Here is a 26,552-nt window from a genome sequence, read left to right as displayed (position 1 = left end):
TATTCCGACGCGTTTTCTTCGCGCCAACCGGCATCCACTTCGCTCGAAAACGCTTCAGACGCCGGCGACCGACGCCCAGATATCGGCGAGCTTGCGCCGGACGGTCTGCATCCGCGTCTGCGGTGCGACCTCCTCCTCTTCCTCCGGCAGGCGCAGGCCCACGACATTGACGCGGCCGCCGCCGATGCTGCGCGCCACCAGCACGATCTCGTCGAGCGCTAACTCGGCGCCTTCCTTCGGCGCGCGGTCGAGATTGATGTCGAAATAATCCGCCAGCGTCAGCTTGGCCTGCTGCTCGTCGACCTTGACGCCGTAGATCTCGGCGAGCTCGCCGAGCGTGTGCTCGCCCGAGACCATGAAGTCGCCGAGCAGGTGTGGATCGGGCGCGCTTGACGGTGCCATGTCGACGAAGAAGCGATCGAGCGCCTCGGCGCGCTCCGGCGGCGCCAGCAGGTAGATGTAGTCGCCGGGCGCCACCGGATCAGCTTCGACCGGCGTCAGGATCCGTTCATCGCGGATCACCAGCGTCGGCTTCGACCAGGACGGGATCAGCCCGCGGCGGAAATACAGGCTCTTGGGCCGCACCGGATAGCCGACCAGCTGCTGCTCGAGCTGGCCGGGCAGATCAAGTTCGACCCGGCGCGGGCCGCGTTCGGTGCGCGGCAGCGCGACGTGCAGCCGCCGCGCGGCCGGGGCCAGCGTCCAGCCCTGCAGCAGCAGCGAGATGATGACGACGACGAAGGCGACGTCGAAATACAGATAGGCCTTCGACAGCCCGACCAGCATCGGGATCGAGGCCAGGAAGATCGCGACCGCGCCGCGCAAGCCGGTCCAGGCGATGAACACCTTCTCCCGCCAGTTGAACTTGAACGGCGCGAGGCAGATCAGCACCGCCAGCGGCCGCGCCACCAGCATCAGCGCGAACGCCACCAGCACCGCGCCGCCGGCGCTGGAGAGCAGGCGATGCGGCGACACCAGGAGGCCGAGCAGCACGAACATCACGATCTGGGCCAGCCAGGTCGCGGCGTCGAGGAAGGTCACCACCGAATTATGCGCGCGGGTCGGCCGGTTGCCGATGATGATACCGGCGAGATAGACCGCGAGGAATCCCGAGGCATGCACGATCTGGGAGCCGCCGAAGATCACGAGCGCCGCTGTCGTGACGAACGGCGCATGCAGGCCCTGCGGCAGCGCGACGTAGTTCAGCGCGATCACCACCAGCCGGCCGCCGATCACCCCGATGATGGCGCCGAGCACGGCCTCCTGGACGAACTCCATCGCGATGTGCGAGGCCGAGCTCTGGCCGATCGAGATGAACTCGACCAGCATCAAGGTGAGGAAGATCGCGAACGGATCGTTGGTGCCGGACTCCGCCTCCAAGGTCGCGCCGACGCGCGGGCGCAGGCGCAGGCCCTGGGTGTGCACCAGCAGGAACACCGCCGCAGCGTCGGTCGAGGCGACGACCGCGCCGACCAGAAGCGATTCGGTCCAGTTGAGGTCGAGCACATAGCGGGCGACCGGCGCCGTGATCAGCGCGGTCAGCAGCACGCCGGCGGTCGCCAGCATCATCGAGGGCGCCAGCACGGTGCGGATGCTGGCAAACCGCGTCTTCAGCCCGCCGTCGAACAGGATCAGCGCCAGCGCCACCGAGCCGACAAGATAGGTGGTGCGAACGTCGTCGAACTGTAGCCGGCCCGGCCCGGAATCGCCCGCCAGCATGCCGACCAGCAAGAACACCAGCAGCAAGGGGGCGCCGAACCGCAGCGCCAGCAGGCTGGACAGGATGCCGGCCATCACCAGCACCGCACCGAGCAGGATCGCTATACTGACGGAGTCGAGGGATGCCATGCGCCTTTGGAGGTCTCAAGGACTTGGGAGGTCTCAAATACTTGCAATTGCATCCTTATCGTCGCGACACTGGGACGCCAACCGATTTCTGTCCGAAGCGGCAATGTGCCCGGTCACCTCGCCCCTAGGTCGCCTCCACACTGTGGTGTATCGATGGTCGGGTGCGCGCCATTGTGGGATTCTGGCTGCACCTTCGAATCACGTTTGCCTGACCCGCGCTGCAAGTTGAGATTTTGCCGATGGACATGAGCTGGAAGGACGTCCTGGAATCGATCCAAATGGCCGCGCGCTCGGTCGGGGCCGAGATCGCTTCGCCCTGGTTCTATCTGCAGTTCGGCATCATCCTCGTCGCCGCGGGCCTTGCCTACGCCGCCGATACCGCCATTCATGCGCGGGTCAACATGTCGTCGCTGGCGAGCCGCTGGCCGCTGCCGCTCCGGCACTTTGCCCGCGTGATGGTATCGAGCGCCTCGACCGCGGTGTTCGCGGTGTTGATGGTGATCTCGCGCATCGTGATGTGGCACGCGACCTGGCCGAGCCGCAGCTATCTGATCGCGGTGTCCGCCAAGCTGGCGCTGGCCTGGCTCGTGATCCGCCTCGTGACCTCGGTGATCGACAATGCCTTCATCGTCAAACTGGTCTCGATCGCGGCCTGGGTGGTCGCCGCGCTGAGCATCATCGGCCAGCTCGACTGGGCGGCCGATACGCTGGATTCGTTCGCGGTCATCGTGGGCGGCCTGCGGCTGACGCCGCTGCTGCTGATCAAGGCCGGCGCGGTGCTGATCCTGGCGCTGTGGCTGAGCAATATCGCCAGCAATTTCATCGACGGCCAGATCACGCGCTCGACCGACCTGACCCCGTCGATCCAGGTGTTGCTGGTCAAGATCATTCGCATCGGCCTGATGGTGATCGCGGTCGCCATTGCCTTGAGCGCGGTCGGGATCAACCTGTCGGCGCTGGCGGTGCTGTCCGGCGCGGTCGGCGTCGGCATCGGTTTCGGCCTGCAGAAGATCGTCGCCAACTTCATCTCGGGCATCATCCTGCTGGTCGACAAGTCGGTGAAGCCGGGCGACCTCGTCACCATCGGCGACAGCCAGGGCCGGATCAGCGCGATGAAGACCCGCTACATCTCGGTTGCCGCCGGCGACGGCCGCGAGTTCCTGATCCCGAACGAGGATTTGGTGACGCAGAAGGTCACCAACTGGACCTACACCGACAAGAACACGCTGGTGAAGATCGCCTTCGCAACCAATTACGACGCCGATCCGAGGCTGGTCTGCAAGCTCGCGATCACCATCGCGACAGCCCACGCCCGCGCGCTCAAGGGCAAACCGCCGAACTGCATCCTGACCGAATTCGCCGAGCTCGGCATGAAGTTCTCGCTGACCTTCTGGATCGCCGACCCTGATGGCATGGACGGCGTGAAGAGCGACGTCATGCTGTCGCTGTGGGACGCCTTCAAGCAGCAAGGCATCAAGGTGCCTTACCCGGTGCGGGAACTGCGCATTCGCGGCGGCGCGCTGCCGGTCGAGAGCGTGGTCGAGGTCTCCAGCTAGCGCCTCCGTGCGGCCTTTTCGGGCAAGCGGCCGCCGCCGTTCCGGATTTGGCCCCTAAAATCAAGCCGTTTGGACATTGTCCCCATGCCCAAGCTTGGCTTGCACCTCGCGCGCCGATCATTAAATTAGAGCCTGAAATCAGCCCCTTGCCCGCAGAAACAACCCGCCCATGAGCTATATCGACGCCACCGACACCTCGCTTCGCAAGACCGGCCAGATCAAGCTGCACGGACCGAGCGGCTTTGCCGGCATGCGCAAGGCGGGCGCGCTGGTGTCGAAATGCCTCGATGCGCTCACCGACATCGTCAAGCCGGGCATTCCGACCTCGGTCATCGACGAGTTCGTGCGCAAATTCGCCTTCGACCACGGCGCGTATCCGGCGACGCTGATGTATCGCGGCTATCGCTACTCGACCTGCACCTCGATCAATCACGTGGTCTGCCACGGCATGCCGGGTGACCGGCCGCTGAAGGAAGGCGACATCGTCAATGTCGACGTCACCTTCATCGTCGACGGCTGGTACGGCGATTCCAGCCGCATGTATGCGATCGGCGCCATCGCGCGGAAGGCCGAGCGGCTGATCGAGGTGACCTATGAGGCGATGATGCGCGGCATTGCCGCGGTGAAGCCCGGCGCCACCACCGGCGATATCGGTCACGCCATCCAGAGCTTCGTCGAGCCGCAAGGCATGAGCGTCGTGCGCGACTTCTGCGGCCACGGCCTCGGCCGCCTGTTCCACGACGAGCCGAACATCATCCATATCGGCCGCCCCGGTGAAGGCGCGCCGCTGAAGCCCGGCATGTTCTTCACCATCGAGCCGATGATCAATCTCGGCAAGCCGCATGTGAAGATCCTGTCCGACGGCTGGACCGCGGTGACCCGCGACCGTTCGCTGTCGGCGCAGTTCGAGCACTCGGTCGGCGTCACCGCCGACGGCGTCGAGATCTTCACGCTGTCCGAGCGCCACGGCGAGAAGCCGTGGGTGCAGGTGTGATCCTCGACGAGATTCAATAGTCGCTCCGCGTCCGCGCGACGATCTCCTCCGCCGTGTGGTTCTCGCCGACCGACATCGCGCAGATCCGCGACAGATGCAGATAGGACAGCCCGGTCTCCTCGGCCCAGGCATTGAACTGCGCCTGCACCTTGGCGAGATCGCGCTTCGACTTGACCTCCTCGGCAATATCGAGCCCGGCATCGCGCAGGCAGGCAACGACGTCGCGCGAGGTGACGAAGCCGTCCCAGCCGAGAAAACGCAGCAGCATCTGCCCGGTGTTACCGCCGAGCCGGCTGCCGCGCTTGGCGAGCAGGTCCAGCAGCCCGACCTCATCCGATGACGGCCAGGCGCTGAGGAATTTGCCGAAACTACCGTGCTCGCGCGCGATCTCCTGTACGAAGCGGCCGTTGTCGCGCACCGACATGATCTTGGCGCCGTTGCGCACGATCCTGACGTCGCTGGTCAGTTTCTCCCAGAATTCATCTGATTTGAAGGCGAGCTTAGCGGGCTGAAAGCCCAGGAACGCCTCCTCGAAGCCCGGCCATTTGGCGTCGATCACGCTCCAGGCAAAACCCGCGCAGAACACGCGCTTGGTCATCTCGGCGAGCACGCGGTCGTCGCCGAGCTTGGCCAGCGCCTTGGCGCCGGCCGGCGGCCGCAGCAGTTTCTCCAACGCCTTCGGCCCGCCCTTGCGCTTCTCGGCGCGTGCGCGGATCACCTTGAACGGTGTCACGCCGCTCCCCCTTCTTGATCCTGAACGTTGCAGCCCACGGTAATTCGCCCGTCGTATCGTGGCAAACCGGACATTGCATCGGCTCTTGCAAATCGCGGCAGGCACGGCATGGTTGTGGCCGATGCCCGCCAAGCCCGATGCCAGCCACGACGAGGCCGACGAGACGCCGCATTATCACGGCCATCGCGAGCGGCTGCGCGAGCGCTTCTATGCGGCGGGGCCGGACGCGCTGACCGATTATGAGCTGCTGGAGATGGCGCTGTTCGCGGCCATCCCGCGCCGCGACACCAAGCCGTTGGCGAAAGCGCTATTGAAGAAGTTCGGCTCGTTCGCCGAGGTCGTGCATGCGCCTGTGGCGCGGCTGCGCGAGGTCGAGGGCGTCAAGGATGCTTCGATCAACCAGCTCAAGCTGCTCGCCGCGGCCGCGGGGCGGATCGCCAGGGGCGAGATCCGGCGCAGCATCGCACTGTCGTCGTGGAACGACGTCATCGACTATTGCCGGAGCGGCATGGCGTTCGCCGACAAGGAACAGTTCCGCCTGCTGTTCCTCGACAAGCGCAACCAGCTGATCTCCGACGAGGTGCAGCAGACCGGCACTGTCGATCACACCCCGGTCTATCCGCGCGAGGTGATCAAGCGCGCGCTGGAACTGTCCGCGACCGCGCTGATCCTGGTGCATAACCACCCCTCCGGCGACCCGACGCCGTCGCAAGCCGACATCCAGATGACCAAGGCGATCGTCGACATCGCGAAACCGCTCGGGATCGCCGTGCACGATCACATCATCGTCGGCAAGAACGGGCATACCAGCTTCAAGGGCATGCGGCTGATTTGACATTGCACTGAAAACCCGCCGCCGTCGTCCCGGCGCAGCCACAACACTCGGCAAGAACCGACCGTCATACTGATCATCGGCAACTACCGCTAAAATCACCAATGCAACGTTTTCCGCGTGGCGGCGTTTGTTGCAGGTTGAATTGATGGCTTCCAGCCTTTGGGGGACCGATGTCCGATTTCGTGATCGAGGAAGGCCTGCCCTATCCGCTGGGCGCCCATTGGAGCGGCCACGGCACCAACTTCGCGGTGTTTTCCGCAAACGCCACCAAGGTCGAGGTCTGCCTGTTCGACGGCGAGCGCGAGACCCATCGCTTCCAGCTGCCGGAATATACCGACCAGGTGTTTCACGGCTTCATCAACGGCGTGCAGCCCGGCACGTTCTACGGCTATCGCGTGTACGGCCCCTACCAGCCGGACGGCGGACACCGCTTCAACCCAAACAAGCTGCTGCTCGATCCCTATGCCTGCGCCCATGCCGGCAGCCTGACCTGGAATCCGGCGGTGTTCGGCTACAAGATGGAAACCGGCGACGATCTGACCTTCGACGCGCGCGACAGCGCGCCGTACATGCCGAAATGCGTGGTGGTCGATCCCAATTTCGACTGGGTCCAGGAAGCGCAGCGGCAGGACGTGCACTGGGACGAGACCATCGTCTACGAGACCCACGTCAAGGGTTTTACCAAACAGCATCCGGGCATCGACGAACATTTGCGCGGTACCTATGCCGGCTTCGGCACGAGTGCGGCGATCGATCATCTCAAGGCGCTCGGGATCACCTCGGTCGAACTGCTGCCGGTGCATTCCTTCATCAACGACAGCACCCTGCTGGACAAGCACCTCACCAATTACTGGGGCTACAACACGATCGGCTTCTTCGCGCCGGACCCGCGCTATGCCGCCGACGTGCCGAACAGCCTGCGCGAATTCAAGGAGATGGTTTCGCGGCTGCATGGCGCCGGGCTCGAAGTCATTCTCGACGTCGTCTACAACCACACCGCCGAAGGCAACGAGCGCGGCCCGACGCTGTCGTTCAAGGGCATCGACAATGCGAGCTATTACCGGCTGCTGCCGGACAAGCGGCGCTACTACATCAACGATACCGGCACCGGCAACACGGTGAACCTGTCGCATCCGCGGGTGATCCAACTGGTGATGGACAGCCTGCGCTACTGGGCCGGGCACATGCATGTCGATGGCTTCCGCTTCGACCTCGGCACCATCCTGGCGCGCGAGGTCTACGGCTTCGACGAGCAGTCCGGCTTCCTGAAGGCGATGAACCAGGACCCGCTGCTCACGACCGTGAAGCTGATCGCAGAGCCCTGGGACTGCGGTCCCGGTGGCTACCAGGTCGGCGGCTTTCCGCCGGGCTGGGCGGAATGGAACGACAAGTACCGCAACACCGTGCGCGACTTCTGGCGCGGCGAGGCGGCGCCCGGCAGCCTGGCGCCGCGGCTGCTCGGCTCGCATGACGTGTTCAACCGCGAGGGCCGGCGCACCTGGGCCAGCGTCAACTTCATCACCGCCCATGACGGCTTCACGCTGAACGACTGGGCGAGCTACAACAACAAGCACAATGAGGCCAATGGCGAGCACAACAACGACGGCTCGTCCGACAACCACTCCTGGAATTGCGGCGCCGAGGGCCCGACCGACAACCCCGAGATCCGAACCTTGCGCGAACGCCAGAAGCGCAACATGCTGGCGACGATCCTGGCTTCGCAGGGCACGCCGATGCTGCTCGGCGGCGACGAATTCGGCCGCACCCAGCGCGGCAACAACAATGCGTATTGCCAGGACAACGACATCTCCTGGTTCGACTGGAATTTGTCCGGCGACGCCGAGAAGCTGCTCGCCTTCACCAAGCGGATGATCAAGCTGAGGCGCGACTATCCGATCCTGCGCCGCAGCCGCTTCCTCTCCGGCGATCGCGATCCGCAGCTCGACATCCGCGACGTGGTCTGGATCAGCACCTCGGGCGTGGAGATGACGCAGGCCGACTGGACCACCGGCTGGATCAAGTGCTTCGGCGTCGTGCTCGACGGCCGCGCGCGCAAGACTGCAATCGCCCGCACTGGTGAGGACGACACTGTGCTCGTGATCCTCAACAGCTTTGAGGGCGACGTCGACTTCAAGCTGCCGGCAATGTCGGCGGGGCCGCAATGGTCGCTGCTCGTGGACACCAATGCGCCGGAGGAGGCGGCGGGTGCGCAGTTCGCGTTCGATAGCACGTACAAGGTGGCCGGGCGTTCGTTCGTGCTGCTCACGGCCGGCGAGGTGAGGTAGTCGCGCCGCTACCACCCTCGTCATTCCGGGGCGGCGCGCAGCGCCGAGCCCGGAATCCATCTAAACATTGAACCTGCGGACCAATGGATTCCGGGCTCTCGCTTCGCGAGCCCCGGAATGACGGCGAGAATGGCGCCCTCACCGCTCCAAGGTCCTTCCCCGCGACCCCGTCGGCCAATTGACATTCGCCGTCGGGCTGCCAGACTTCGCCGAAAATTCAGGGTGGAGACCTCTGGATGGCCAATCTTTCGGCCTCAAATCACGTCGCCCGTGTTTTGTCGGCGGCCAATCAGATGGCCAGCATCGACACCGAGGCGCGGATTGCCGCGTCCTGGCGACGCTGCGTGGTCAATCACAACCTCGATCCAGCCCGGCGCGGGCCGCCGCAGACCCTCACCGAGGCCGAGGTCCGGCACATCGCCGAGCCGATGGAGGATTTGATCCAGGTCGCGATTCCGGAACTCGAGGATCTCGCCCGCGTGCTCCACGACGCCGGCTACTGCGTCAACCTCGCCGATCCCAACGCCACCATGCTGGTGAGCCGGCTGCCCGGGGGCGACTACGCGCGAATGTTCCTGGAATGGAAGATCTACACCGGCTCGAACTTCGCCGAGACCTTCGAGGGCACCAACGGGCTCGGCACCGCGCTGGCCGAGCAGCGGCCGATCATCGTGCATGGCGACGAGCACTTCCGTGAGCAGTGGCACATGTTCACCTGCGCGGTATCGCCACTGTTCGACCACGCCGGGCGGCTGGCCGGCGCCGTCAACATCTCCTCCTGCCGCAGCGATCTCGGCCGCAGCTCGCATGAGCTGGCGCTCGCCGTCACCACGGACGCGACGCGGCGGATCGAGCAGGCGTTTTTCCGCCGGCGCTACCGCACCTCCTGGATCGCGACGCTGCCCGGCGACGGGCACGGCATGCTCGCCTATGACGACGACCGCCGCGTGGTTGGCGCCTGCCGCACCGCGCGCGGCGTATTCGGCCTGACGGACGCGATGATCGACGACGGCATCGATCTGTCGCATCTGATTCAGCTGGACGATGGTGCGACGCGTGCCGCGGACGAGCCGGTCGCGCTGCGCCGGGCGGACGGCACGCCATGGGGCCGCGGCCGCGTGGCGCCACCGGTGCGCGCGCGTGTCCCCCGGCCGTTGCCGGCACCGTCACGCCAGGTGCCGGACGGACAGTTTTCCGGCCTGCACCGGCTTGCGGGCCGCGATCCCGTGCTGGTCAAGGGTGTGAAGCGGCTGATGACGGTCGGCAATCTCGATCTGCCGATCCTGCTGCGTGGCGAGACCGGCGCCGGCAAGGATGTGTTCGCGCGCGCCATCCACGCCGCGAGCAATCGCGCCGGCCGCAACTATGTCGCGCTGAACTGCGCGGCGATGCCGGAAAGCCTGATCGACGCCGAGCTGTTCGGCTACGAGGCCGGCGCCTTCACCGGCGCGCGGCGCGAGGGATCGAAGGGGCTGATCGTGCAGGCTTCCGGCGGCACGCTGTTCCTCGACGAGATCGGCGACATGCCGCTGGCGCTGCAAACGCGGCTGCTGCGCGTGCTGGAGAATCGCGAGGTCTGGCCGCTTGGCGCGCTGAAGCCGGTCACCGTCGACATCCGCCTGATCAGCGCCACCCATCGCGACCTGGCGCAGATGGCGGAGGACGGCAGCTTCCGCTCCGATCTGTATTACCGGCTGCGCGGCATGGAGATCCGCCTGCCCGCCTTGCGCGAACGCGCCGACCGCAGGGACATCATCACGCAGATCGCCGACGAAGAAGCCCCGCACTGCCGCATCTCGACCGAGGCCTGGACGCAGCTGATGGCCTATCCCTTCCCCGGCAACATGCGCCAGCTCCGCCACGTGCTGCGGCTCGCAGGCGCAACCGCCGAGGGCGGCGTCATCACCGAGGCCGATCTCGATCTGCCGCCGTTCGGCGCGCGCACGATGGAGGCCGATCATGCGGCGACCGAGCGCGCCGCGATCGTCGAGGCGCTGCGCGCCAATGGCGGCCGGGTGAACGACGCGGCGAAAGCACTCAAGCTCAGCCGCGCGACGTTGTACCGGAAGATCAAGGCGTTGAAGATCGGGCTGGACGGCTAGAGCAAGATAGCTATGCGAACCCGCGCGGGCATCGTATGGCCATCGATCGCTCGGGCAAGTGGTGGGCAGGCTCGGGTGCTGCGGATGTTGAACCATATTTGCGGGCATACGAGGCCGGTGGATACAGCGTGGGCGAAGCGCGCCCGTGCCGGTGCGAATGCGGCTCGACCGCGTTCAACCGCCCCCGACTTCAGGAAAACTCGTTCCAGCTGACGCGGCGGGCATCGACGTCGCCGAGCGTGATCGGATCATGGATGTTGCGCACGCTCTGGAAGCCGGAGCGCAAATAGATCAGCGGATCGACCGTGGTCACGGCACGGACATGCTGGACCTCGCCGATGAAGATCGAGTGGGTCTTGGTCTCGAGCTCCTGCGCCAGCACGCAGTCAAATGCAGCGACGGCATCTTCCAGCACCGGGGCGCCGGTGGCGCCGGTGGTCCAGCGCCCGAACGCAAACCGGTCGTCGCCGTTGACGCCCTTCTGGCCGGAGAAGGTCAGCGCAAGCAGCGCGTGGTCCTCGTTCAGGAAGTTGATGACGAAATGGCGCTCGGCGCGGATGCGCTCATGTGCGCTGGCATTACGGTTGACGCAGACCAGCACCGACGGCGGATTGTCCGACAGCGAACAGGCCGAGGTCACCGTCAGGCCGGTGCGCTGTCCAGCCTCGCGGCCGACCGTCACCAGCGCGACAGCGCCCGCACAGTGCCGCATCGCCTGCTTGAAACTCTGTGCGTCGACCGTCATGCCGCAAAACCCCATAGATCAGCTCCGTCTAAGATATGCGACAGGGGGTGCGAGGCAAGCCCCGCACCCCGCGCAGCTGTCATGCAGCCTTCTCGAACTCGGCGCCGAGATGCTTCAGCCGCGGCATCACCTCGTTCTTGAGCAGGTCCAGCGAGTGCCGCCAAGCCTCCGGCTTGTGCTTGTAGTCGAAGCCGAACACGCACAGGACCCCGAAGCCGCCGACCTCCCGGTAGATCTTCTCGATCTTCTCGGTGACCGTCGCAGGCGAGCCGACGATCCAATTCCGGCGCGCGCAATATTCGACGGTGACGTCGCTGTCGGGCACGTCGGGGGCGTGCTTCAGATAATCCTTGAAGCCAAAGTGGCCGAGCAGCGGCAGGAAGTACTCGCCCATCATCCGGCCCATCATGTCGCCGGTCGAGAGCTTCCACGCTTCCTCGTCTGTATCAGCCACGAACACCTCGCGCACCAGCCGCCAGTCCCTGCGGCTCGGCTTGCGGCCGGTCTTGGCGGCGCCGGCTTCCACCGAGTCCCAGTGGCTGCCGACATAGGCCGGGTTGAGGTTCAGGCTCATCGGGATGAAGCCGCGCTCGCCGGCGAGCTTGAGCGTGTCGGAATTCTTCGACAGGCCGGCGACGCCGATCGGCGGATGCGGTGCTTGCTGAGGCTTGATGTGCGGCTTGAGGAAGTCGAACATCGTGTCCGGCTTGCTCACCGTCCAGTACTTGCCCTTGTGCGTCCAGGGTCCGGGCTCGGACCACATCTTCAGGATGATCTCGAGCGCCTCGCGGGTCATGTCGCGGTTCTGGCCGGACATGCCGTCGACATTGAACATCGCCCAGTCGCTCGGCAGGCCGGAGGCCGCGACGCCGAAGTTCAGACGGCCGTTCGAGAGGTGATCGAGCATCGCGACGCGGTTGGCGAGCTCCGCCGGGTGATGATACGGCAGCAGGAAGCCGCCCGGCCCGATGCGCAGATTCTTGGTCTGCAGCAGCGCCTGCGCGACCAGCAGATCGGGCGACGGATGCGGCTCCCAGGGTGCGGTGTGATGCTCGCCGATCCAGGCTTCCTGATAGCCGAGCTCGTCGAGCCAGCGCAGCGTCTGCAGGTCCCAGTCGTGGCCCTCCTTCAATCCGCACTCCGGCGGATGCGAGGGCATGGTGAAGTAGCCAAGCTCCATGTGCGTTTCCTTCCTTCGCTTGAGGTTTAGTCATGCAATGCGTCTTGCCGCGCATTCGAAGATGCGTTGAGCAAGCGCTGTGCCAGCGGAGGAATCGCAGGAGAAGAAGCGAAAGGCAGCGTTTTCGGCCACGTGCAAGCCGTCCCTCGGGCCCGGCGAAGCTCTTGCCGTCTCATCGTCGCGAGACGTTGTCGCAACGATGAGACAGCATGCGGTGTCGCGGATCAGCCCGCGGCCCGGCGCGGCAGCTTGTTGGCATCCGGCTCCGATGGCGCGGGAAGCTGCATCAGGATGGTCTGGCCCATCGAGGCGATCTCGATGCCCTCCTCCTGGAAGCGGCGCTTCATGCGCCGGTTGAACTCGCGCTGCACCGCCCAGCGGCCGCTATCGGTGCAGCGGATCTGGCCGACGATGGTCACGACCGAGCCGTCGACCTTGTCGACGCCCCACAATTCGAGGTCGCCTCGGATGAACGCGCGATACGCCGTCTCCTGGCGCATTTGGGCGACGATGTCCTTCAGCACCTCGCCGGCGCGATCGGTGTCCTCCTTGTAGGACACGTTGACGCTGACCGCGGCATTGCCGGCGCCGCGGCTGGAGTTGGTGATCGTCGTCACCGCACTGAACGGCACCACATGGACCGAACCGTCGCCGGCGCGCAGCCGCATGGTGCGGATCGAGACGTTCTCGACCACGCCCGAGAGGCCCGACACCGTGACGGTGTCGCCGACCTGCACGGTGTTCTCGATCAGGAGGAACAGCCCGGTGATCAGATCCTGCACCAATTTCTGCGAGCCGAAGCCGATCGCGATGCCGACGATGCCGGCGCCGGCGAGCAGCGGCGCGACATTGACGCCGATCTCGCTGAGCGCGGTGAGCCCGACGACAGCTACGATCATGCAGAACAGCGCGGTACGCAGCATCGGCTGGAAGGTGCGCAGCCGCGCGGCGCGGGCGTAATGCCCCTCGCGCGACAGCGTATCGATCTGCCGGTCCATCAGCGCATTGGCGACTTCCCAGATCACCGCCGCGGCGAACGCGGCAATGCCGATCGTCACCAGCGCCGAGATCAGGCGGGAGCCGATCTGGCCGCCATAGAACCAGACGATGGCGTCGACGCCCCAGACTTCGAGCAGCGCGACGAAGCCGATCAGCGCGATCACCGCGGTGACCACCTTGCGCAGCAGCGGCAGATAGCGGTTGGCGCGGGTCTCCAGCCCCGGGAAGCGCTGCATCAGGTCCGGGCTGATGCGGAAGCCGCGGTCGATCAGGCTCAGCACCACCATGGTGACGAGCCGGGTGACCAGCAGCACCGCGACGGTGCCGACGAAATATTGCAGCAGCAGCGAATAGCCGTTGCGGATGTTGAGCGCCCACACTGCCCACAGCGCAAGATCGAGCGCGATCGCCAGCACGTGCCAGAGCGAAGCGAGACGGTTGCGCGTCCGCGCGGCGAGGCCGGTGCGATCGGCCGGTGCGCGGATCGCGTCGGCGACCTGGCGGCGGCATTGCAGGATGATGACGACGACGAAGAGATGCACCACCAGCATCACCAGCCGGAGCAGCGCGGCATAGCCGGCGCGATGCAGCCCGAGCAGCAGCGCGACATTGGCAAAGGCGATGCCGGAGACGCCGACGGCGACGATGCGCCGCGCCCAGATCTCGATATAGGCCGCGGTCTCGGCCCGGACGCGGATCAGGCCGAACGGTCCCGCCAGCGCACGCACCGCGCAGATCAGCACGCGCGAGAAGACATAGGCGTTGACGACGGCGAGGATCACCAGCCGCGTGGTCGACTGGTCGCCGATCTCGGTGCCGAGCAGCGCGGTGGCGATGCCACCGAACACCACCACTGGCAGCAATTCGAGTAGCAGGCGGCCGAGCACGAAGGGCAGCCGGATCAGCGACTGCCAGGCACGCGCCAGGCTGAGCCGACGGCGATGCAGATCGCCCTCCGGCGTGACGTCGGTAACCGACGACGGCGGATCGGCGCTCGCGAGCGCCTGCACCGGCACACGCGCGGTCTGCGGCAGCCGCGCTTCGAGGAACGCGACCGGCCGCTTGATCAGGCGGAACACCACCCATTCGGCGGCGAGCGCGCAGCCGAACACCAGCGCCAGCTTCCAGGCGATATCGATCATGAGGCCGTAGGCGGCCGGATCGTTGGCGGTGCGCACGAACCAGTAATAGAACGCCGGGAAATGCGTCAGCGTCCGCGCGACGTCGGCGACCTCGCGCGACATCTCGCCGACCTGCTCCGAGACCATCAGTAGAAGCTGCGCGCCGAGGCTGTCCGCGCTGAGCGGGATCGGCGAATGCTGCTCCGACGCCGGCTCCGCGGCCGCCTGCGGCGAGGCCTTGGCAATGGCGCGCAGCGTGTTGATGATCTCGCCGCGCTTCTTGTCATCCTGCAGCGTGTCGAGCGCGCGCTTCGCCTGCTCCGGCGTCAGTGTGTCGCCGGTCACGGGCTGCGGCGGCGTCGGCTTGGCGGCCGGCTGCGCCAGCGCGGGCGAGACGAACAGGGCGAGGACGAGAAGGATCGCAAAGCGAAGTTTGTACGGCACGAGGGCCTCTTGTTAAAATAATTGCGCAACCGCAGATCCTTAGGAAGGACTCTGCTCTCGCGCTCGCGCCATGTTGGATCGCCCCTTTTCGCCTTGATGATGTGTCGGAAGTTTGCCGCTGCGACGACCATCTCTTGGCATTTGCCGCAACACGATCTTCACAAGTGTTGAACGGCGTTTACGCATGCAAGCGTGTTCCCGGCTGAGCCCGCCGAGCGGCACATCACACGTCAGGGATGAGGCGACAAAATCTTTCGCTTGACGCAGGCCCGCGGCCATGATGTTCTTATTTTGTTCTGTTTGTTTCCGATTGCGTTTCGAGGTGATCATGCACGACGTCTTTGCCGAGAACGGCCCGATCAGGCTCTTCATTCACGACGACAGCGAGACACCGATAGAATTCATCCGCAACCTGCTACGCACGGTATTCGGCAAATCCCGGAAAGAGGCGGTTGCCGCTACCGCACGGATCGAGGCCCAGAACGGAATCGCATGCGGTCCCTATCCAGCACCTGTGGCCCAAGCCCTGCTGGAGTCCGCGCAGCAACTGATCCGCAGCAATGGCCATCCGTTAACGATCACGACGGAGGCTGCCGACGCGGCGCGGCCGTGCAACCTCTGTGGCTCACTGGAACCCGTGACCGATGTCTTTCTCTTCCGCAAGACGGTCTGCCTGTGCAGCAACTGCTTGCTCGCCGCCAGGGCCAGCTCGGAAAAACTGCCGGGCGAGGAGTTCAGATATGCCTTTATAGCACTCGATTGGCATTTTGCCGGAGTGCCGCGCAACCAAATCCTGACCCGGTCGCGGCAGTTTCCCGGTCACATGCGTGCCGATGTTCAGATCGCGATCGACAGGCTGTTCGACGCGCCGATCCATTTCTTCGGCCTTCATGAGGAACACCGCTACGAGACCTTGGCCTTCGCCGCGCTGATGGAGAACAGCCGCAACGCACCAGCGATCGCCCCCCCGCAGTATCACGACGTCGACGTCGGCGAGTCCGAGCCGGTGAAATGCCTCACCAATGGCTTGTGGCTGTGCCAGACCGACGAGCTGCGCTACGCGGTGCTGCTCAGCTACCATCGCGATTATCAGAGCGAGCCGGGCTTGCGGATCGAGCTTGCGGTGCCCGCGGGCGCGGCCGGAAACAGCCTGGTGCAGCGGACTTTTGCCGAGCTGGAAGCTGCCGTGCATGCGGCACGATCCTATCGCGGCAAGATCCTGTCGCTGGAGAATGCCGCAGACTATCGCGGCCGCGCCCGCGGCGTGACCGTGCATCGGCTGCAGACGGTGGCCCGCGATGACGTGATCCTGCCAGAACGGACGCTACGGCTGCTCGACCGCAATGTGCTCGGCTTCGTCGAAAGCCGCGATCTGCTGCGCAAGCTCGGCCAGTCGACCCGCAAGGGCATCCTGCTCTACGGCCCGCCCGGCACCGGCAAGACCCACACCATTCGCTATCTCGCCACCAACCTGCGGGATCACACCACACTGATCATCACCGCCGAACAGGTCGGCCTGCTCGGCGCCTACATGAATCTGGCGCGGCTGCTGCAGCCGACCATGGTGGTGATCGAGGATGTCGACCTGATCGCGCGCGACCGCGAAGACATGGGCGGACCGTGCGAGGAATCATTGCTCAACAAGCTGCTCAACGAGATGGACGGCCTCAAGGAGGATTGCGACATCCTGTTCCTGCTGACCACCAACCGCCCCGAAGAGCTCGAGGGCGCACTGGCCGGCCGGCCCGGCCGCATCGACCAGGCGATCGAGGTGCCGCTGCCCGACGAGACCGGACGCGACAAGCTGATCCGGCTCTACGGCAAGGGCCTGTCGCTCGAACAGCCCGTCATCGACGAGGCCGTGCGACGCACCGAAGGCGTCAGCGCCGCCTTCATCAAGGAGCTGATGCGCCGTCTCGCCCAAGCCAGCATCATCAGCGATGCTGGCGGGGCGGTCACGACTTCCGACCTCGACGGCGCGATCAGTGAAATGCTGTTCGACGGCGGCCGGCTCAACGCGAAGCTGCTCGGCGGTGCGCAGGGAATGAGCGCGACGTGACTAACCGGAAGCCTCGGCTGGTCGTCAGCCGCGCGACGCCTATGGCAGCAACACCTCCCGCTCCCCTTTCGCAACGCGCGCAAGCTCGGCTGACATCCGCGTCAGCACGCCCTCCCAGGCCTGCGGCCTGTCCTGGCGGAACAGCCGCATGGTCGGATACCAGGGCGTGTCGGCGCGATCGCGCAGCCAGCGCCAGTCGAGCGCATAGGGGCACAGCATCCAGACCGGGCGGCCCAGCGCGCCGGCGAGATGCGCCACCGAGGTATCGACGGCGATGACGAGATCGAGCGCGCAGACGGCCGCCGCGGTGTCGGCGAAATCGCCGAGCGTCGGCGCGAGGTCGACGATATCGGCACCGAGGCGCCGCAGCACCGGGGCATCGTCCGGCCGCGGCTCCTTCTGCAGGCTGTAGAGCTGCACGCCCGGTGTGACCAGCCGCGGCAGCACGGCATCCGCCGGCAGCGAACGCTGGCGGTCGCCCTTGTGCCTGGCATTGCCGGCCCAGACCACGCCGACCTTCAGCGCCGATTCGCCGGCGAGCGCCTCGCGCCAGCGCGCCAGCTTGACGGCATCCGCCTGCAGATAGGACACGGCGGCCGGGATGGTCTCGACGGTGGTACGGAAGATGCGCGGCAGGCTGAGCAGCGGCAGTTGCAGGTCGAACGGCGGTAACGGCTCGCCGCGGGCGAACACCGCGACGTCGGGCAGCATCGGCTGCAGCAGCGCGACCAGCGCCGGCTGCACCTGCAGAATGATCCGGCCGCCTTTGCCCGCCAGCATCGGCACATAGCGGACGAAGTTGATGGCGTCGCCGAGCCCGTATTCGGCAAACAACAGCAGCGTGCGTCCCGCCAGCGGCTCACCCTGCCATTCCGGCTCGTCGAACACCGGGTCGCCTTCGCTGAGCATCTTGGTCTTGCGGCGCCACTGATATTCTTCAAAACCCTCCTCGAACTCGCCGTTCATCAGGAGGAAATGGGCGTGGTTGTAATGCGCCAGCGGCTGTTCGGGATCGAGCGCGATGGCGCGGCGCGAGGCCACCAGCGCCGCATCGATCTCGCCGGCATTGCGCAGCGCGACCGCAAGATTGGCGTGGCCCTTGGCGTAGTTGGGTTCGAGCTCGATGGCCCTTCGATGCGCGGCGACCGCGGCCTCGACCAGGTTCTGCGCCTCGAAGATGATTCCAAGGTTGGTGTGCGCGGCGGCATAGTCCGGCTTGAGCGCCAGCGCCAGCTCGGCGCAGGCGATGGCGTCGTCGACCTGTCCGAGCTCGAACAGGCAGGCCCCGAGATTGTTGAGGATGACGTGATCGGACGGATCGCGGGCCGAGACCTGCCGATAGATGCGGACAGCCTCTTCGCGCTCACCCAGTTCGTGCAGCACCATGGCCAGCAGGCGCCGCGGCGCGAAATTGTCGGGATCGAGTGCGATCGCGCGGCGATAGTGCAGGACGGCGTCCTCCAGCCGGCCCAGGCGGTAGAGGGCCGCACCGAGGCCGCTGTGCAGGCCCGGATTGTCAGGGTCCGTGCTTAGCCCGCGGCGATAGGCCGTGGCGGCGGCGTCGTGCTTTTTCTGATCGGTCAACGCATTGCCGAGGTTGAGCCAGACACCGCAATAGGCCGGATCGCGCGCGATCACCTCGCGATAGGCCTGCTCCGCCTCGACCGGCCGCTGCTGCCCGGCCAGCGCAACGGCAAGGTTGAACCGCGCCCGCGTGAGGCCGCCATCGAGTGCGATGGCGCGACGAAACGCCGCCTCGGCCTCGCCGAAACGCGACAACTCGCACAGCGCGACGCCGAGCTTGATCTGCAGGCCGGCATCCTTCGGCCGCAGCGCCACGCCGCGCTGGAACGCCGCCACCGCGCCCTCGTGCTCGCCCTTCACGGCGAGCGCATCGCCGAGCGTGGCGAACGCCGGTCCGTGATGCGGATCGAGGCTGAACACCCGGTTCAGCAGCACCGCGCCCTCAGCGGCGCGATCGGTCACGAAGGCGATGACGGCGGACAGATGCAGCGCCGGAATATGGTCGGGATCGGCGCTGAGGATGTCACCGCACAAAGTGCCGGCCTCCGTCGCGCGGCCCGCGCCATAATGCGCCACCGCATCCAGCAACATCCGATCAACAGCACTGCCCACGATACCGCCCTAGCCTCTCAAGACCCCGATGGGGATTAAACGGGCGACGCCGCCAAATCCGGCACGCAAATGCCGATTGCTCTCCTGTCCCCCTTTGGAGTGGCGAGGTCGCTTTGCTCACAGAGCAAAGCGGGTGGGGATCAGGTCTCTCCGCGATCAGCGGTGCATGCGGCTGGGCTCCCATTCCGACCTTCCCTCTTCAGGGCGAAGGAAAGCCCTCTTGACGCCGACCTCCATCATGTAACATATGATGTTACATGATACGCGACAGCCGTCTATCGAGCGTCCTGCACGGCCTCCTCCACATGATCGGAGCCGGCGAGCCGGTCACGTCGGAGCAGCTTGCGCAGGCGATGGCCACCAACCCGGTGGTGGTCCGCCGCGTGATGGCGGGCCTGCGCGAGCAAGGCCTGGTCCGCTCGGAGAAGGGCCATGGCGGCGGCTGGACGCTGGCGCGCGATCCTGCCGGCATCACGCTCGCCGATATCTATCGCGCGGTCGGCGCGCCCACCATCGTCGCGATGGGCCATCGCTCGGAAAATCCCGGCTGCCTGGTCGAACAGGCCGTCAACGATGCGCTGTCAAGCACGTTTCGCGAGGTCGAGGCGATCTTCCTGAAGCGCCTCGGCGCGGTGACGCTCGACGCGCTCGCGAAGGATTTCGAGCGCCGGCTCGCCAAACACAAGCAAAGCCTCGAGGACCAGATTCATGCAGCCAAGTGACCAGGCGAAGCCGCTTCCGTTCGACGATCCCGCGCACTGGGACAAGATGGTCGCGACCTACGAGGCGCAGTCGCAGCCGTTCACGACACACTTCGCAGAGGCCGCGGTCGCGATGCTCCCGATCGGTCCATCATCGAAGGTGCTCGACGTCGCCACCGGTACGGGTGCTGCGGCGCTGGCCGCCGCGCGCAGGGGCGCCGACGTCACCGCGATCGACTTCTCCGCCGGCATGGTGGCACGGGTCCGCGCGCACGATGTGGCGAATATCGAAGCGAGGCAGATGGACGGCCAGGCGCTTGATTTGCCGGATGCCGCGTTCGATGCGGCGGTGTCGGTGTTCGGCGTGATGCTGTTTCCGGACTGGCGCGCCGGACTGCGCGAGATGGCGCGGGTGACGCGACCGGGCGGATCGGCGGCGATCGCGGTGTGGAAAAGCGCCGACGGCGCCGCGGTGTATCTCCTGCTCTCGCAGATCATCCGGCGGCTCTATCCCGACAATTTCACGCCGATGCCCTGCACCGGCCTCGCCGAGCTCGCCGACCCCACCCGCCTCGCCGCGGCGGTGATCGCTGCCGGCTTCTCCGATCCTGTCGTCGCCGAGATCACCCACGACTTCCAGCTCAATGTCGCCAATCCTGCCAACGTCGACAAGCTGTTCGAGTTCATGCCGCATTGGAGCGGGCTCGACGCGGACCAGAGTGCTGCGGTCGCGCGCGCCTTCCGCGCCGAAATCGAGCGCGGGCGGGTCGGCGATGTCTTCGCGATTCCCTCGACCGCCCTGATCGCGACGGCCCTGCGGCCCTGACCATCATCTGCTTTACGTGCGCTGAATGAAAAGAACCCGCCGCACGATCACGACATCGCAACCATGGCGCGCGCCAACGCCTTCTCAGATTGCGCAATGACGTAGCGGCCCGGCAACGGCGCGCCACAAAAGCGGATGCGCGCGGAGATTCCGCGAACCGCTCCGCGAACCGCGTACTACAACAATCCCGTATTTTTAGATCTGCACCGCCTGCTGCAGGCGGGCGCGACGGGGGTTGCCGTTGTTGCCGATTGCCAACTTTGCGCGGACTGGTTTCCGCTTCGCCGCCTCGCGCCATGCATCCGAGCTTCGCACCAGACTGCCGTTGACGGCGATCGCGCGACGCGCCGGCTGCGGCCTCGTCCTGGTCGCCGCCGCACTGTTCGGCTCGGTCGCCGCGGCCAGCGCGCAGGCGCCGGCGGTGGCCTCGATCTCCCCGACATCAGGTCCCGCCGCGGGCGGCACCACCGTCACCATCTCGGGCGGCAGTTTCAGCACAGCCACCGCGGTGCGCTTCGGCGCCGTCAACGCAACGAGCTTCACCATCAATTCGAGCGAGCGGATCACCGCCGTCGCGCCGGCCGGGACCGGCACGGTCGATGTCACCGTGACCAACCCGTCCGGGACATCATTGACGTCTCCCGTGGATCAATTCACCTACGTGGCATCCGCGCCGACGGTGACATCGATCTCGCCGGCCGCAGGTCCAACCAGCGGCGGAACGACGGTCATCATTACAGGCACAGGCTTGACCGCTGCGACGGCCGTGACGTTCGGCGCAACCCATGCAACCGGCTTCACCGTCAATTCGAGCACCCAGATCACGGCGACCTCGCCGGCGGGAACGGGAACGGTGGATATCACGGTGACGACGGCAGTCGGAACCTCGGCGACATCGGCGGCGGACCGCTTCACCTTCACAGCCGTAACGACGACCCAGACCGCGCTGACCTCGTCGCAGAATCCGAGCAGCCTTGGCCAATCGGTGACCTTCACGGCGAACGTCACCGCCCCGGCGGGAACGCCGACCGGCACGGTGACCTTCAGCGACAATGGATCGCCGATCGGCACCGCGACGCTCGCGGCGGGCACGGCGAGCTTCTCGATCGCGACGCTCAAGATCGGCAGCCACACCATCACGGCGAGCTATGCCGGCAGCGGCGCGTTCAATGCCAGCACCTCGCCGGCGCTGGTGCAAAGTGTGAATGTCCCGACCGACAGCGTAAAGCTGCGGGCATTGCAGATCGACATCACCAAGCTGGTGGCGCAGAACTCCGGCCAGGCGATCTCAGGTGCGATCGACAACGCGATCTCGGACGGATTCAGCGAAGGCGGCAGCTTCATGACGCCAAGTGGCGCTGGCATGCGCTTCAACTTCGCGGCCGATCCGTCAGACGGGGTGGGGCAGGCGGACACGGGCAATCGCAATGCGTACGCCTCCGATCGGAACTCGGACGCAGCCGGACGCAGCGGCGGCAATTCACGGATCGACAATGCGTTCGCGACGATCGATCAGCAGATGCCGACCAAGGCAAAGTCCAGTACCACGCGCGAGGCTCGCGACTGGCAGTTCTGGATCGACGTCAGGGGCAGCGGCATCGACCGCTGGTCGTCGCCGGCTGCGCCCGGCGTCGGCACGACGGGCTCGTCGATCTACGGCAGCCAGCTCAATGCGCTGATGGGACTGACCTACCGGGCGATGCCCAACCTCCTGGTCGGCGCCGTCGCCGGCTATGAGACGTTCAACTACACGGCCCAGGACATCAACGGAAAGCTGACCGGCGACGGCTGGACCGCAGGGACCTATCTCGGCTGGATGATCACGCCGGCGCTGCGCTACGACGCCGCCGTGACCTTCTCGCAGATCGGCTACAATGGCCTCGCCGGAACGGCGCAGGGTAGTTTCAACGGCGACCGCTGGATGTTCGCGACCGGGCTGACCGGCAGCTACAAGATGGGCAGCCTCGTGATCGAGCCGTCCGCGCGCCTCTACGCGCTGTGGGAGCATGAGAATGCCTATGTGGACACGCTCGGCACGCTGCAGACGGCGCGCGACTTCGTCACCGGCCGCGCATCCGGCGGTGTCAAGCTGAGCTATCCGCTGGCAACGATCGACGCCGCGGTGGTCACGCCCTATCTCGGCGTCTTTGGCGACTACTATTTCAGCAGGGACGATGCCGCGGCGCTGGCCGTAAGCGGCATCCCGATCAACCCGACGCTGGTGCTGGAGGGCTGGTCGGCCCGCGTCAGCGGCGGGCTGAACACGCGGCTCGCGGGCGGCACGATGCTCGGCCTCGGCGCGGAGTATGGCGGCCTCGGCAGCGCCGCCCGGATCTGGACGTTCTCGGCCAGGGCACGTGTGCCGTTCAACTGATTGAACACGGCACCGGCTCGCATCCGCGCGATGCGGGTCCATCGGGGGACTCGTTACGTGCGCTGACGCATGTCATCGCCCGGCTTCTCTCCGTCGCTCGGGGGCTGCAGGCCGGGGCTGTTGGCCCAGCGGTCGAGATCCTCGATGACCCGCCGATGGCTCGGCCGCAGCGACGGCGGACCGCCGGGCTCCTGAGACAATTTTCGGGGCAACCTGACCTGTTCTGGCATGGCGAGGCTCCAGAGCTGGGCGGCGTGCTGGCCATTCGCAACGACCGTTACGCAATGCGTTGATCGCCGGCCGCGACGAAGGCGCGAAGATTATTTGTGAGCTGCCGGATTCGCCGGTGCTGCGACCGGCTGCGCGGGAGCGGCCTGCTCCCACGGCGCCGGCAGGATGACCCGCGCCGGCGGCAGGTTCTGCGCAGCGCGCTGCACGCTGGCATCCGCGTTCGCCGACCGCGGCTCCTCGCCGGCGCTATCGGCGCGGGCGACGGCGATGCCCATCGCCATTGCCGCAAGGCCGAGTCCCGCGCCGATCGAAGCGGCAACGATGCCGGTCCGCGGCCTGTTCAGGATGGCAAGATGAGATGGGGTCATCACAACTGCTCCTCACGCAATACACGTGGTTCGGAGCCGTGCGCGACGCAAACATCGCGCACGGCTCGCGGCGGCGATCAGGTCTTGATGTCGGCCGGGAGCTTGCCGCCATTGGCGGCGAGCTTGGCCATCACCTGCTGATGCAGCCAGACATTCATGGTGGCGGTGTTGTTGGTATCGCCGGTGTAGTGCAGCTCCTTGGCGAGCTCCTTTCGCGCAGCAAGGCTGCTGTCGAGGCCGAGCGCCTTCATCAGGTCGACGATCGAGGTGCGCCAGTCGAGCTTCTCGCCGGTGGCAGCCGCCGCCTTGTCGACGATCGCTGCGACGTCGACGGTTTGCGCGGCGGGCGCGGAGGATGCAGCGGTTGACGCCGAGGGCGCAGCCGGCGAAGTGCCGGGCGCGGCGGCCGTGGTGCTCTCAGCCGTCTTGGCCTGGGCGCCGTGGCCGAAGATTGCACCCATGATGCTTCCAAAAATGCTCATGATCTCTCACTCCGTGCGCCCGGGACACCGTTGGCCCGTGACTGGTTCCAGTGACGGGTGGACGATAGGCAGGCCATTGGCCGAGTGGAAGATGACCATCGTCACTATCGGAGTGTGGGACGGCGTGGTGCAGTCGGGGAGAGATTCGTGCGGTGATGCGCCGCATGTCGCGCGTGTTTCATCGTACGCCCCACGTGCGATGAAGTCAGCCGTCCCGGCCCGATTCGCCAGCCCCGAGAAGTCGGGACGGCTGACACAAACCTGCGCGAAGCTATCTGAACTAGAGCTGGCGCCGACGAATGGTCTGGGCGAGTTCGGCAAAGCATTCGGCAATGCCGACGCCGGTCTTGGCGCTGACCGGTTTGACGCTCGACTTGGCGAGCTGGGCAATCGCGCCGACGCTGCCGGCAGCTTCCGGCAGATCGATCTTGTTGAGCAGCGCCCGGTAGGGCCGCCCCGGGAATCGTTCCTCGAAGCCGCGGACCAGCTCGACCATGCGGGTCACGGTCTGCGGCCGCGTGACATCGGATACGATGATGGCGGCGGATGCGCCGGTGACATAAACCGTATCGAAAATCTGGGTGCCGAAATCCCCATCGGTGTCCCACAGCACGAGGCGCATCGGGTCGCTGTCATCGGCCGGCGCCACGTCGTGGCTCAGGATCTCGACGCCGAGCGTCGATTTGTACTGGCCCTCGAACCGGTTGTAGATCAGCCGATAGAGGATCGACGTCTTGCCGACCCCCATATCGCCGAGCAGCATGACCTTTGCGGTGAGCATCAGCGGGCCACTTCGCCTCGGTAAACCGTCTCGAACGCCACGCGGCGGTTGCCGCCGACGGTCGCGTCGAGCCGGTCGGTGATCGGTATCGTCGCGGCACGCGAAACCAAAATCAGTCGCGCCGGATCGACCCCGAGCGCGGTCAGCCGGCGCTGCACCTGCTCCGCCCGCTTGCGCCCCAGCGTCTTGTTGGTGCCTTCGGTGCCGCTCTGATCGGCATAGCCCACGACGCGCACCCTGAGATCGTTGTTCGCCAGCAGCCCGGCAAGCTCGCGCAACTGCGGTTCGGCACGGGCGTCGTCGAGGAACTCATCCGAATTGTTGACGAAGAAGATCGCGGTCGTGGCGATGAAGCGATCGAGACGCGCGGCCGGGCCCTCGACGACCGATTGCAGTTTTGCAAGTTCCTCGCCCAGCTTCGCGGACTGCTCGCCAAGCTTGCTGTATTGCGCATTCAACCCGGCATATTTCTCGTCGCCCGACTTCGCCTGCGCGCCGATCGCCTCGCGCATCTGGTCGAGGCTCGCCTGCAGCCGCGTCAGGCTCTGCTGCAGGCTTGCAATGCCGACCTGCGATGCCGCGGCCTGGCCCGGCGTGGACACCAGCCCGATGCGGTCGACCACCTTGTAGGGCGCCGCGGCCGCAGCGAGCGCGTCGATCACCGGCGCCGTCTCCAACTGGCTCGGCTCGATGCCCGACACGGCCACACTTCGGCTCCCGTGATCGAACGCGAGCCGCAGCGGGAAGGTCGCCAGCAACGGCTGCTTCGCGGCGAGCTGCTCCAGCGCGGCATGGGTCCGCCGCTCCAAAAGGGCGCGCGACAGCGAGGTCGCGGCAAACCAGAGCAGCAGCGCGGCCACGGCCGCGAGCATGGCAAACAGGATCACCTTGCCGCGCCGGCTCGCGATCCGTTGCGGTGTGTCGTCGGTTTCGATCGCCGTTGCGAGCGAGGCGAGCATCGGCCCATCGCAATCCGCGCCGCGGTCGATGCGCTCGATCGCATCGAAGAACAGCGAGTTGATCCTGGCATTGTCGGCCGGGCGCAGCGGTCCCAGGCACTCCGCCGCCAGGATGAAGCGGGGCGAGGCCCGCAGCGCAAGCTGCCGTCCGCCGAAATCGAGCGTCTGCAGATTGCCTTCGCCGGCCAGCGCCTGCACGGAGAATTCGAGGATCGCCGCAACCATGGCGCTGAGCAGGTCGGCGCGCTCGTCGGCGCTCGCCTCGCGCTTCCAGTCGGCGATCAGGCGGCCATTGCCGCGTTCGATGATCAGGAGCCGGTTGATCTGCGGCGGACTGTCGGCGAGCACGAACTCGCTGATCGGACGTCCCGTCACCAGCGACTTGATCCGCCCGACCCACAATTGCGCCGAGGTCAGCGCATTGATGCGCTGCTCGAGCGAGGCAACCAGTTCCCGGAACGAATTCGCGACCGCGGCGCTGACCAGCCGGCCGACGATCGGATAGAGCGCCTCGATCATCGCCTCGCGCGAATTCCTGATCTCGCTGCGGATCGCGGAGACCACGACCGGCGCGATCGCGGTGGCGAGCTCGCGCGGCCGGTTGACCTCGGCGCGCTCCAGCGCCTCGACCAGAATGCCGGCGGTTGCCGTCTCCAGGCGATCGGCGTTGCCGACATAGCGCTGCAGCGAGTCGAGATCGGCCTCGAGCGAGCTCAGACGCGTCGCCTCGGGCTGAAACAGCAATGTCCTGAGCTGCTCGATCTCGCGATTCTGGCCGGCAGCAGCTGCCATG

General features: G+C 66.2%; 21 protein-coding genes. 9 read left to right on the top strand and 12 right to left on the bottom strand.

Features of this window, described 5'->3' with window-relative positions; translation table 11 throughout:
• Window positions 1-54: 54 nt before the first annotated feature.
• Window positions 55-1,848, bottom strand: coding sequence for a potassium/proton antiporter (locus AKN83_RS24060; protein ID WP_050405967.1), 1,794 nt, complete (start codon window positions 1,846-1,848; stop codon window positions 55-57).
• Between the two features lie 239 nt (window positions 1,849-2,087).
• Between AKN83_RS24060 and AKN83_RS24055 the strand changes: the two genes are divergently transcribed.
• Together AKN83_RS24055 and map are read left to right on the top strand one after the other, a co-directional pair.
• Complete coding sequence (locus AKN83_RS24055) at window positions 2,088-3,404, top strand: mechanosensitive ion channel family protein (protein ID WP_050405965.1); 1,317 nt, start codon at window positions 2,088-2,090, stop codon at window positions 3,402-3,404.
• 169 nt (window positions 3,405-3,573) lie between these two features.
• The gene (gene map, locus AKN83_RS24050) at window positions 3,574-4,398 is read left to right on the top strand and encodes a type I methionyl aminopeptidase (protein WP_028340441.1); all 825 of its coding nucleotides are present in this window, start codon (window positions 3,574-3,576) and stop codon (window positions 4,396-4,398) included.
• 13 nt (window positions 4,399-4,411) lie between these two features.
• Here map and AKN83_RS24045 read toward each other — a convergent pair whose 3' ends face one another.
• Window positions 4,412-5,131 carry a DNA-3-methyladenine glycosylase I gene (locus AKN83_RS24045; RefSeq protein WP_050405963.1) on the bottom strand — a complete coding sequence of 240 codons (720 nt, stop codon included), beginning with the start codon at window positions 5,129-5,131 and terminating at the stop codon, window positions 4,412-4,414.
• Window positions 5,132-5,252: 121 nt separating this feature from the next.
• Between AKN83_RS24045 and radC the strand changes: the two genes are divergently transcribed.
• The 3 genes from radC to AKN83_RS24030 all read left to right on the top strand — a co-directional run bounded on the left by radC (window position 5,253) and on the right by AKN83_RS24030 (window position 10,353).
• The gene (gene radC / locus AKN83_RS24040) at window positions 5,253-5,966 is read left to right on the top strand and encodes a RadC family protein (protein ID WP_050405962.1); all 714 of its coding nucleotides are present in this window, start codon (window positions 5,253-5,255) and stop codon (window positions 5,964-5,966) included.
• A gap of 170 nt (window positions 5,967-6,136) precedes the next feature.
• Window positions 6,137-8,251 (top strand): glycogen debranching protein GlgX, encoded by a 2,115-nt coding sequence (gene glgX / locus AKN83_RS24035; protein ID WP_050405961.1) that lies wholly within the window; start codon window positions 6,137-6,139, stop codon window positions 8,249-8,251.
• 236 nt (window positions 8,252-8,487) lie between these two features.
• On the top strand, window positions 8,488-10,353 hold the full coding sequence (locus AKN83_RS24030) for a sigma-54-dependent Fis family transcriptional regulator (RefSeq protein ID WP_050405960.1): 1,866 nt from the start codon (window positions 8,488-8,490) through the stop codon (window positions 10,351-10,353).
• Window positions 10,354-10,543: 190 nt separating this feature from the next.
• Here AKN83_RS24030 and AKN83_RS24025 read toward each other — a convergent pair whose 3' ends face one another.
• From AKN83_RS24025 to AKN83_RS39855, 4 genes are all read right to left on the bottom strand, one after another.
• Window positions 10,544-11,098 carry a flavin reductase family protein gene (locus AKN83_RS24025; RefSeq protein WP_050405958.1) on the bottom strand — a complete coding sequence of 185 codons (555 nt, stop codon included), beginning with the start codon at window positions 11,096-11,098 and terminating at the stop codon, window positions 10,544-10,546.
• 79 nt (window positions 11,099-11,177) lie between these two features.
• Window positions 11,178-12,278, bottom strand: coding sequence for an LLM class flavin-dependent oxidoreductase (locus AKN83_RS24020; protein WP_063695495.1), 1,101 nt, complete (start codon window positions 12,276-12,278; stop codon window positions 11,178-11,180).
• Between the two features lie 224 nt (window positions 12,279-12,502).
• Window positions 12,503-14,842 carry a mechanosensitive ion channel domain-containing protein gene (locus AKN83_RS24015; RefSeq protein ID WP_050406130.1) on the bottom strand — a complete coding sequence of 780 codons (2,340 nt, stop codon included), beginning with the start codon at window positions 14,840-14,842 and terminating at the stop codon, window positions 12,503-12,505.
• A 39-nt stretch (window positions 14,843-14,881) separates the two neighbouring features.
• A complete protein-coding gene (locus AKN83_RS39855; RefSeq protein ID WP_157113530.1) occupies window positions 14,882-15,172 on the bottom strand; it encodes a hypothetical protein in 291 nt (96 codons plus the stop codon).
• Between AKN83_RS39855 and AKN83_RS24010 the strand changes: the two genes are divergently transcribed.
• Entirely contained in the window at window positions 15,171-16,901 is a 1,731-nt protein-coding gene (locus AKN83_RS24010) for an ATP-dependent Clp protease adaptor ClpS (protein WP_050406155.1), read from the top strand. The genes AKN83_RS39855 and AKN83_RS24010 overlap by 2 nt on opposite strands.
• 39 nt (window positions 16,902-16,940) lie before the next feature.
• On the opposite strand, the gene AKN83_RS24005 is transcribed toward AKN83_RS24010, so the two are convergent.
• Complete coding sequence (locus AKN83_RS24005) at window positions 16,941-19,016, bottom strand: tetratricopeptide repeat protein (protein ID WP_050406129.1); 2,076 nt, start codon at window positions 19,014-19,016, stop codon at window positions 16,941-16,943.
• A 278-nt stretch (window positions 19,017-19,294) separates the two neighbouring features.
• Here AKN83_RS24005 and AKN83_RS24000 point away from each other — a divergent pair, with 278 nt between their 5' ends.
• The 3 genes from AKN83_RS24000 to AKN83_RS38480 all read left to right on the top strand — a co-directional run bounded on the left by AKN83_RS24000 (window position 19,295) and on the right by AKN83_RS38480 (window position 22,938).
• On the top strand, window positions 19,295-19,759 hold the full coding sequence (locus tag AKN83_RS24000; RefSeq protein WP_050406128.1) for an Rrf2 family transcriptional regulator: 465 nt from the start codon (window positions 19,295-19,297) through the stop codon (window positions 19,757-19,759).
• Complete coding sequence (locus AKN83_RS23995; protein WP_050406127.1) at window positions 19,746-20,564, top strand: class I SAM-dependent methyltransferase; 819 nt, start codon at window positions 19,746-19,748, stop codon at window positions 20,562-20,564. The genes AKN83_RS24000 and AKN83_RS23995 overlap by 14 nt, the downstream gene beginning before the upstream one ends.
• 244 nt (window positions 20,565-20,808) lie before the next feature.
• The gene (locus tag AKN83_RS38480; RefSeq protein ID WP_244522072.1) at window positions 20,809-22,938 is read left to right on the top strand and encodes an Ig-like domain repeat protein; all 2,130 of its coding nucleotides are present in this window, start codon (window positions 20,809-20,811) and stop codon (window positions 22,936-22,938) included.
• Between the two features lie 53 nt (window positions 22,939-22,991).
• Here the strand turns inward: AKN83_RS38480 and AKN83_RS40655 are convergent, their stop codons facing one another.
• The 5 genes from AKN83_RS40655 to AKN83_RS23960 form a co-directional block, all read right to left on the bottom strand.
• Entirely contained in the window at window positions 22,992-23,168 is a 177-nt protein-coding gene (locus tag AKN83_RS40655; protein WP_172803602.1) for a hypothetical protein, read from the bottom strand.
• 90 nt (window positions 23,169-23,258) lie between these two features.
• A complete protein-coding gene (locus AKN83_RS23975; RefSeq protein WP_050406123.1) occupies window positions 23,259-23,537 on the bottom strand; it encodes a hypothetical protein in 279 nt (92 codons plus the stop codon).
• A gap of 77 nt (window positions 23,538-23,614) precedes the next feature.
• A complete protein-coding gene (locus AKN83_RS23970; protein ID WP_050406122.1) occupies window positions 23,615-24,019 on the bottom strand; it encodes a DUF3597 domain-containing protein in 405 nt (134 codons plus the stop codon).
• A 280-nt stretch (window positions 24,020-24,299) separates the two neighbouring features.
• Window positions 24,300-24,800 (bottom strand): Rab family GTPase, encoded by a 501-nt coding sequence (locus AKN83_RS23965; protein WP_050406121.1) that lies wholly within the window; start codon window positions 24,798-24,800, stop codon window positions 24,300-24,302.
• Window positions 24,800-26,551, bottom strand: a complete 1,752-nt coding sequence (locus AKN83_RS23960) for an OmpA family protein (protein WP_050406120.1) — start codon at window positions 26,549-26,551, stop codon at window positions 24,800-24,802. Before AKN83_RS23960 ends, AKN83_RS23965 begins: the two co-directional genes overlap by 1 nt.
• Window position 26,552 lies beyond the last annotated feature (1 nt).

The organism is Bradyrhizobium embrapense, from assembly GCF_001189235.2.
GTDB classification, from domain to species: Bacteria; Pseudomonadota; Alphaproteobacteria; order Rhizobiales; family Xanthobacteraceae; genus Bradyrhizobium; species Bradyrhizobium embrapense.
This window is presented reverse-complemented; position numbering and strand designations above follow the sequence as displayed.

What these genes read in the sequence shown, in the direction of transcription:
- AKN83_RS23960 (WP_050406120.1), bottom strand. Translation starts at nt 26,551, where the DNA reads ATGGCAGCTGCTGCCGGCCAGAATCGCGAGATCGAGCAGCTCAGGACA.
- AKN83_RS23995 (WP_050406127.1), top strand. Translation starts at nt 19,746, where the DNA reads ATGCAGCCAAGTGACCAGGCGAAGCCGCTTCCGTTCGACGATCCCGCG.
- AKN83_RS23975 (WP_050406123.1), bottom strand. Translation starts at nt 23,537, where the DNA reads ATGACCCCATCTCATCTTGCCATCCTGAACAGGCCGCGGACCGGCATC.
- AKN83_RS24010 (WP_050406155.1), top strand. Translation starts at nt 15,171, where the DNA reads ATGCACGACGTCTTTGCCGAGAACGGCCCGATCAGGCTCTTCATTCAC.
- glgX (WP_050405961.1), top strand. Translation starts at nt 6,137, where the DNA reads ATGTCCGATTTCGTGATCGAGGAAGGCCTGCCCTATCCGCTGGGCGCC.
- radC (WP_050405962.1), top strand. Translation starts at nt 5,253, where the DNA reads ATGCCCGCCAAGCCCGATGCCAGCCACGACGAGGCCGACGAGACGCCG.
- AKN83_RS24060 (WP_050405967.1), bottom strand. Translation starts at nt 1,848, where the DNA reads ATGGCATCCCTCGACTCCGTCAGTATAGCGATCCTGCTCGGTGCGGTG.
- map (WP_028340441.1), top strand. Translation starts at nt 3,574, where the DNA reads ATGAGCTATATCGACGCCACCGACACCTCGCTTCGCAAGACCGGCCAG.
- AKN83_RS40655 (WP_172803602.1), bottom strand. Translation starts at nt 23,168, where the DNA reads ATGCCAGAACAGGTCAGGTTGCCCCGAAAATTGTCTCAGGAGCCCGGC.
- AKN83_RS24025 (WP_050405958.1), bottom strand. Translation starts at nt 11,098, where the DNA reads ATGACGGTCGACGCACAGAGTTTCAAGCAGGCGATGCGGCACTGTGCG.
- AKN83_RS24020 (WP_063695495.1), bottom strand. Translation starts at nt 12,278, where the DNA reads ATGGAGCTTGGCTACTTCACCATGCCCTCGCATCCGCCGGAGTGCGGA.
- AKN83_RS23965 (WP_050406121.1), bottom strand. Translation starts at nt 24,800, where the DNA reads ATGCTCACCGCAAAGGTCATGCTGCTCGGCGATATGGGGGTCGGCAAG.
- AKN83_RS24055 (WP_050405965.1), top strand. Translation starts at nt 2,088, where the DNA reads ATGGACATGAGCTGGAAGGACGTCCTGGAATCGATCCAAATGGCCGCG.
- AKN83_RS24005 (WP_050406129.1), bottom strand. Translation starts at nt 19,016, where the DNA reads ATGTTGCTGGATGCGGTGGCGCATTATGGCGCGGGCCGCGCGACGGAG.
- AKN83_RS24000 (WP_050406128.1), top strand. Translation starts at nt 19,295, where the DNA reads ATGATACGCGACAGCCGTCTATCGAGCGTCCTGCACGGCCTCCTCCAC.
- AKN83_RS24030 (WP_050405960.1), top strand. Translation starts at nt 8,488, where the DNA reads ATGGCCAATCTTTCGGCCTCAAATCACGTCGCCCGTGTTTTGTCGGCG.
- AKN83_RS23970 (WP_050406122.1), bottom strand. Translation starts at nt 24,019, where the DNA reads ATGAGCATTTTTGGAAGCATCATGGGTGCAATCTTCGGCCACGGCGCC.
- AKN83_RS39855 (WP_157113530.1), bottom strand. Translation starts at nt 15,172, where the DNA reads ATGATCACCTCGAAACGCAATCGGAAACAAACAGAACAAAATAAGAAC.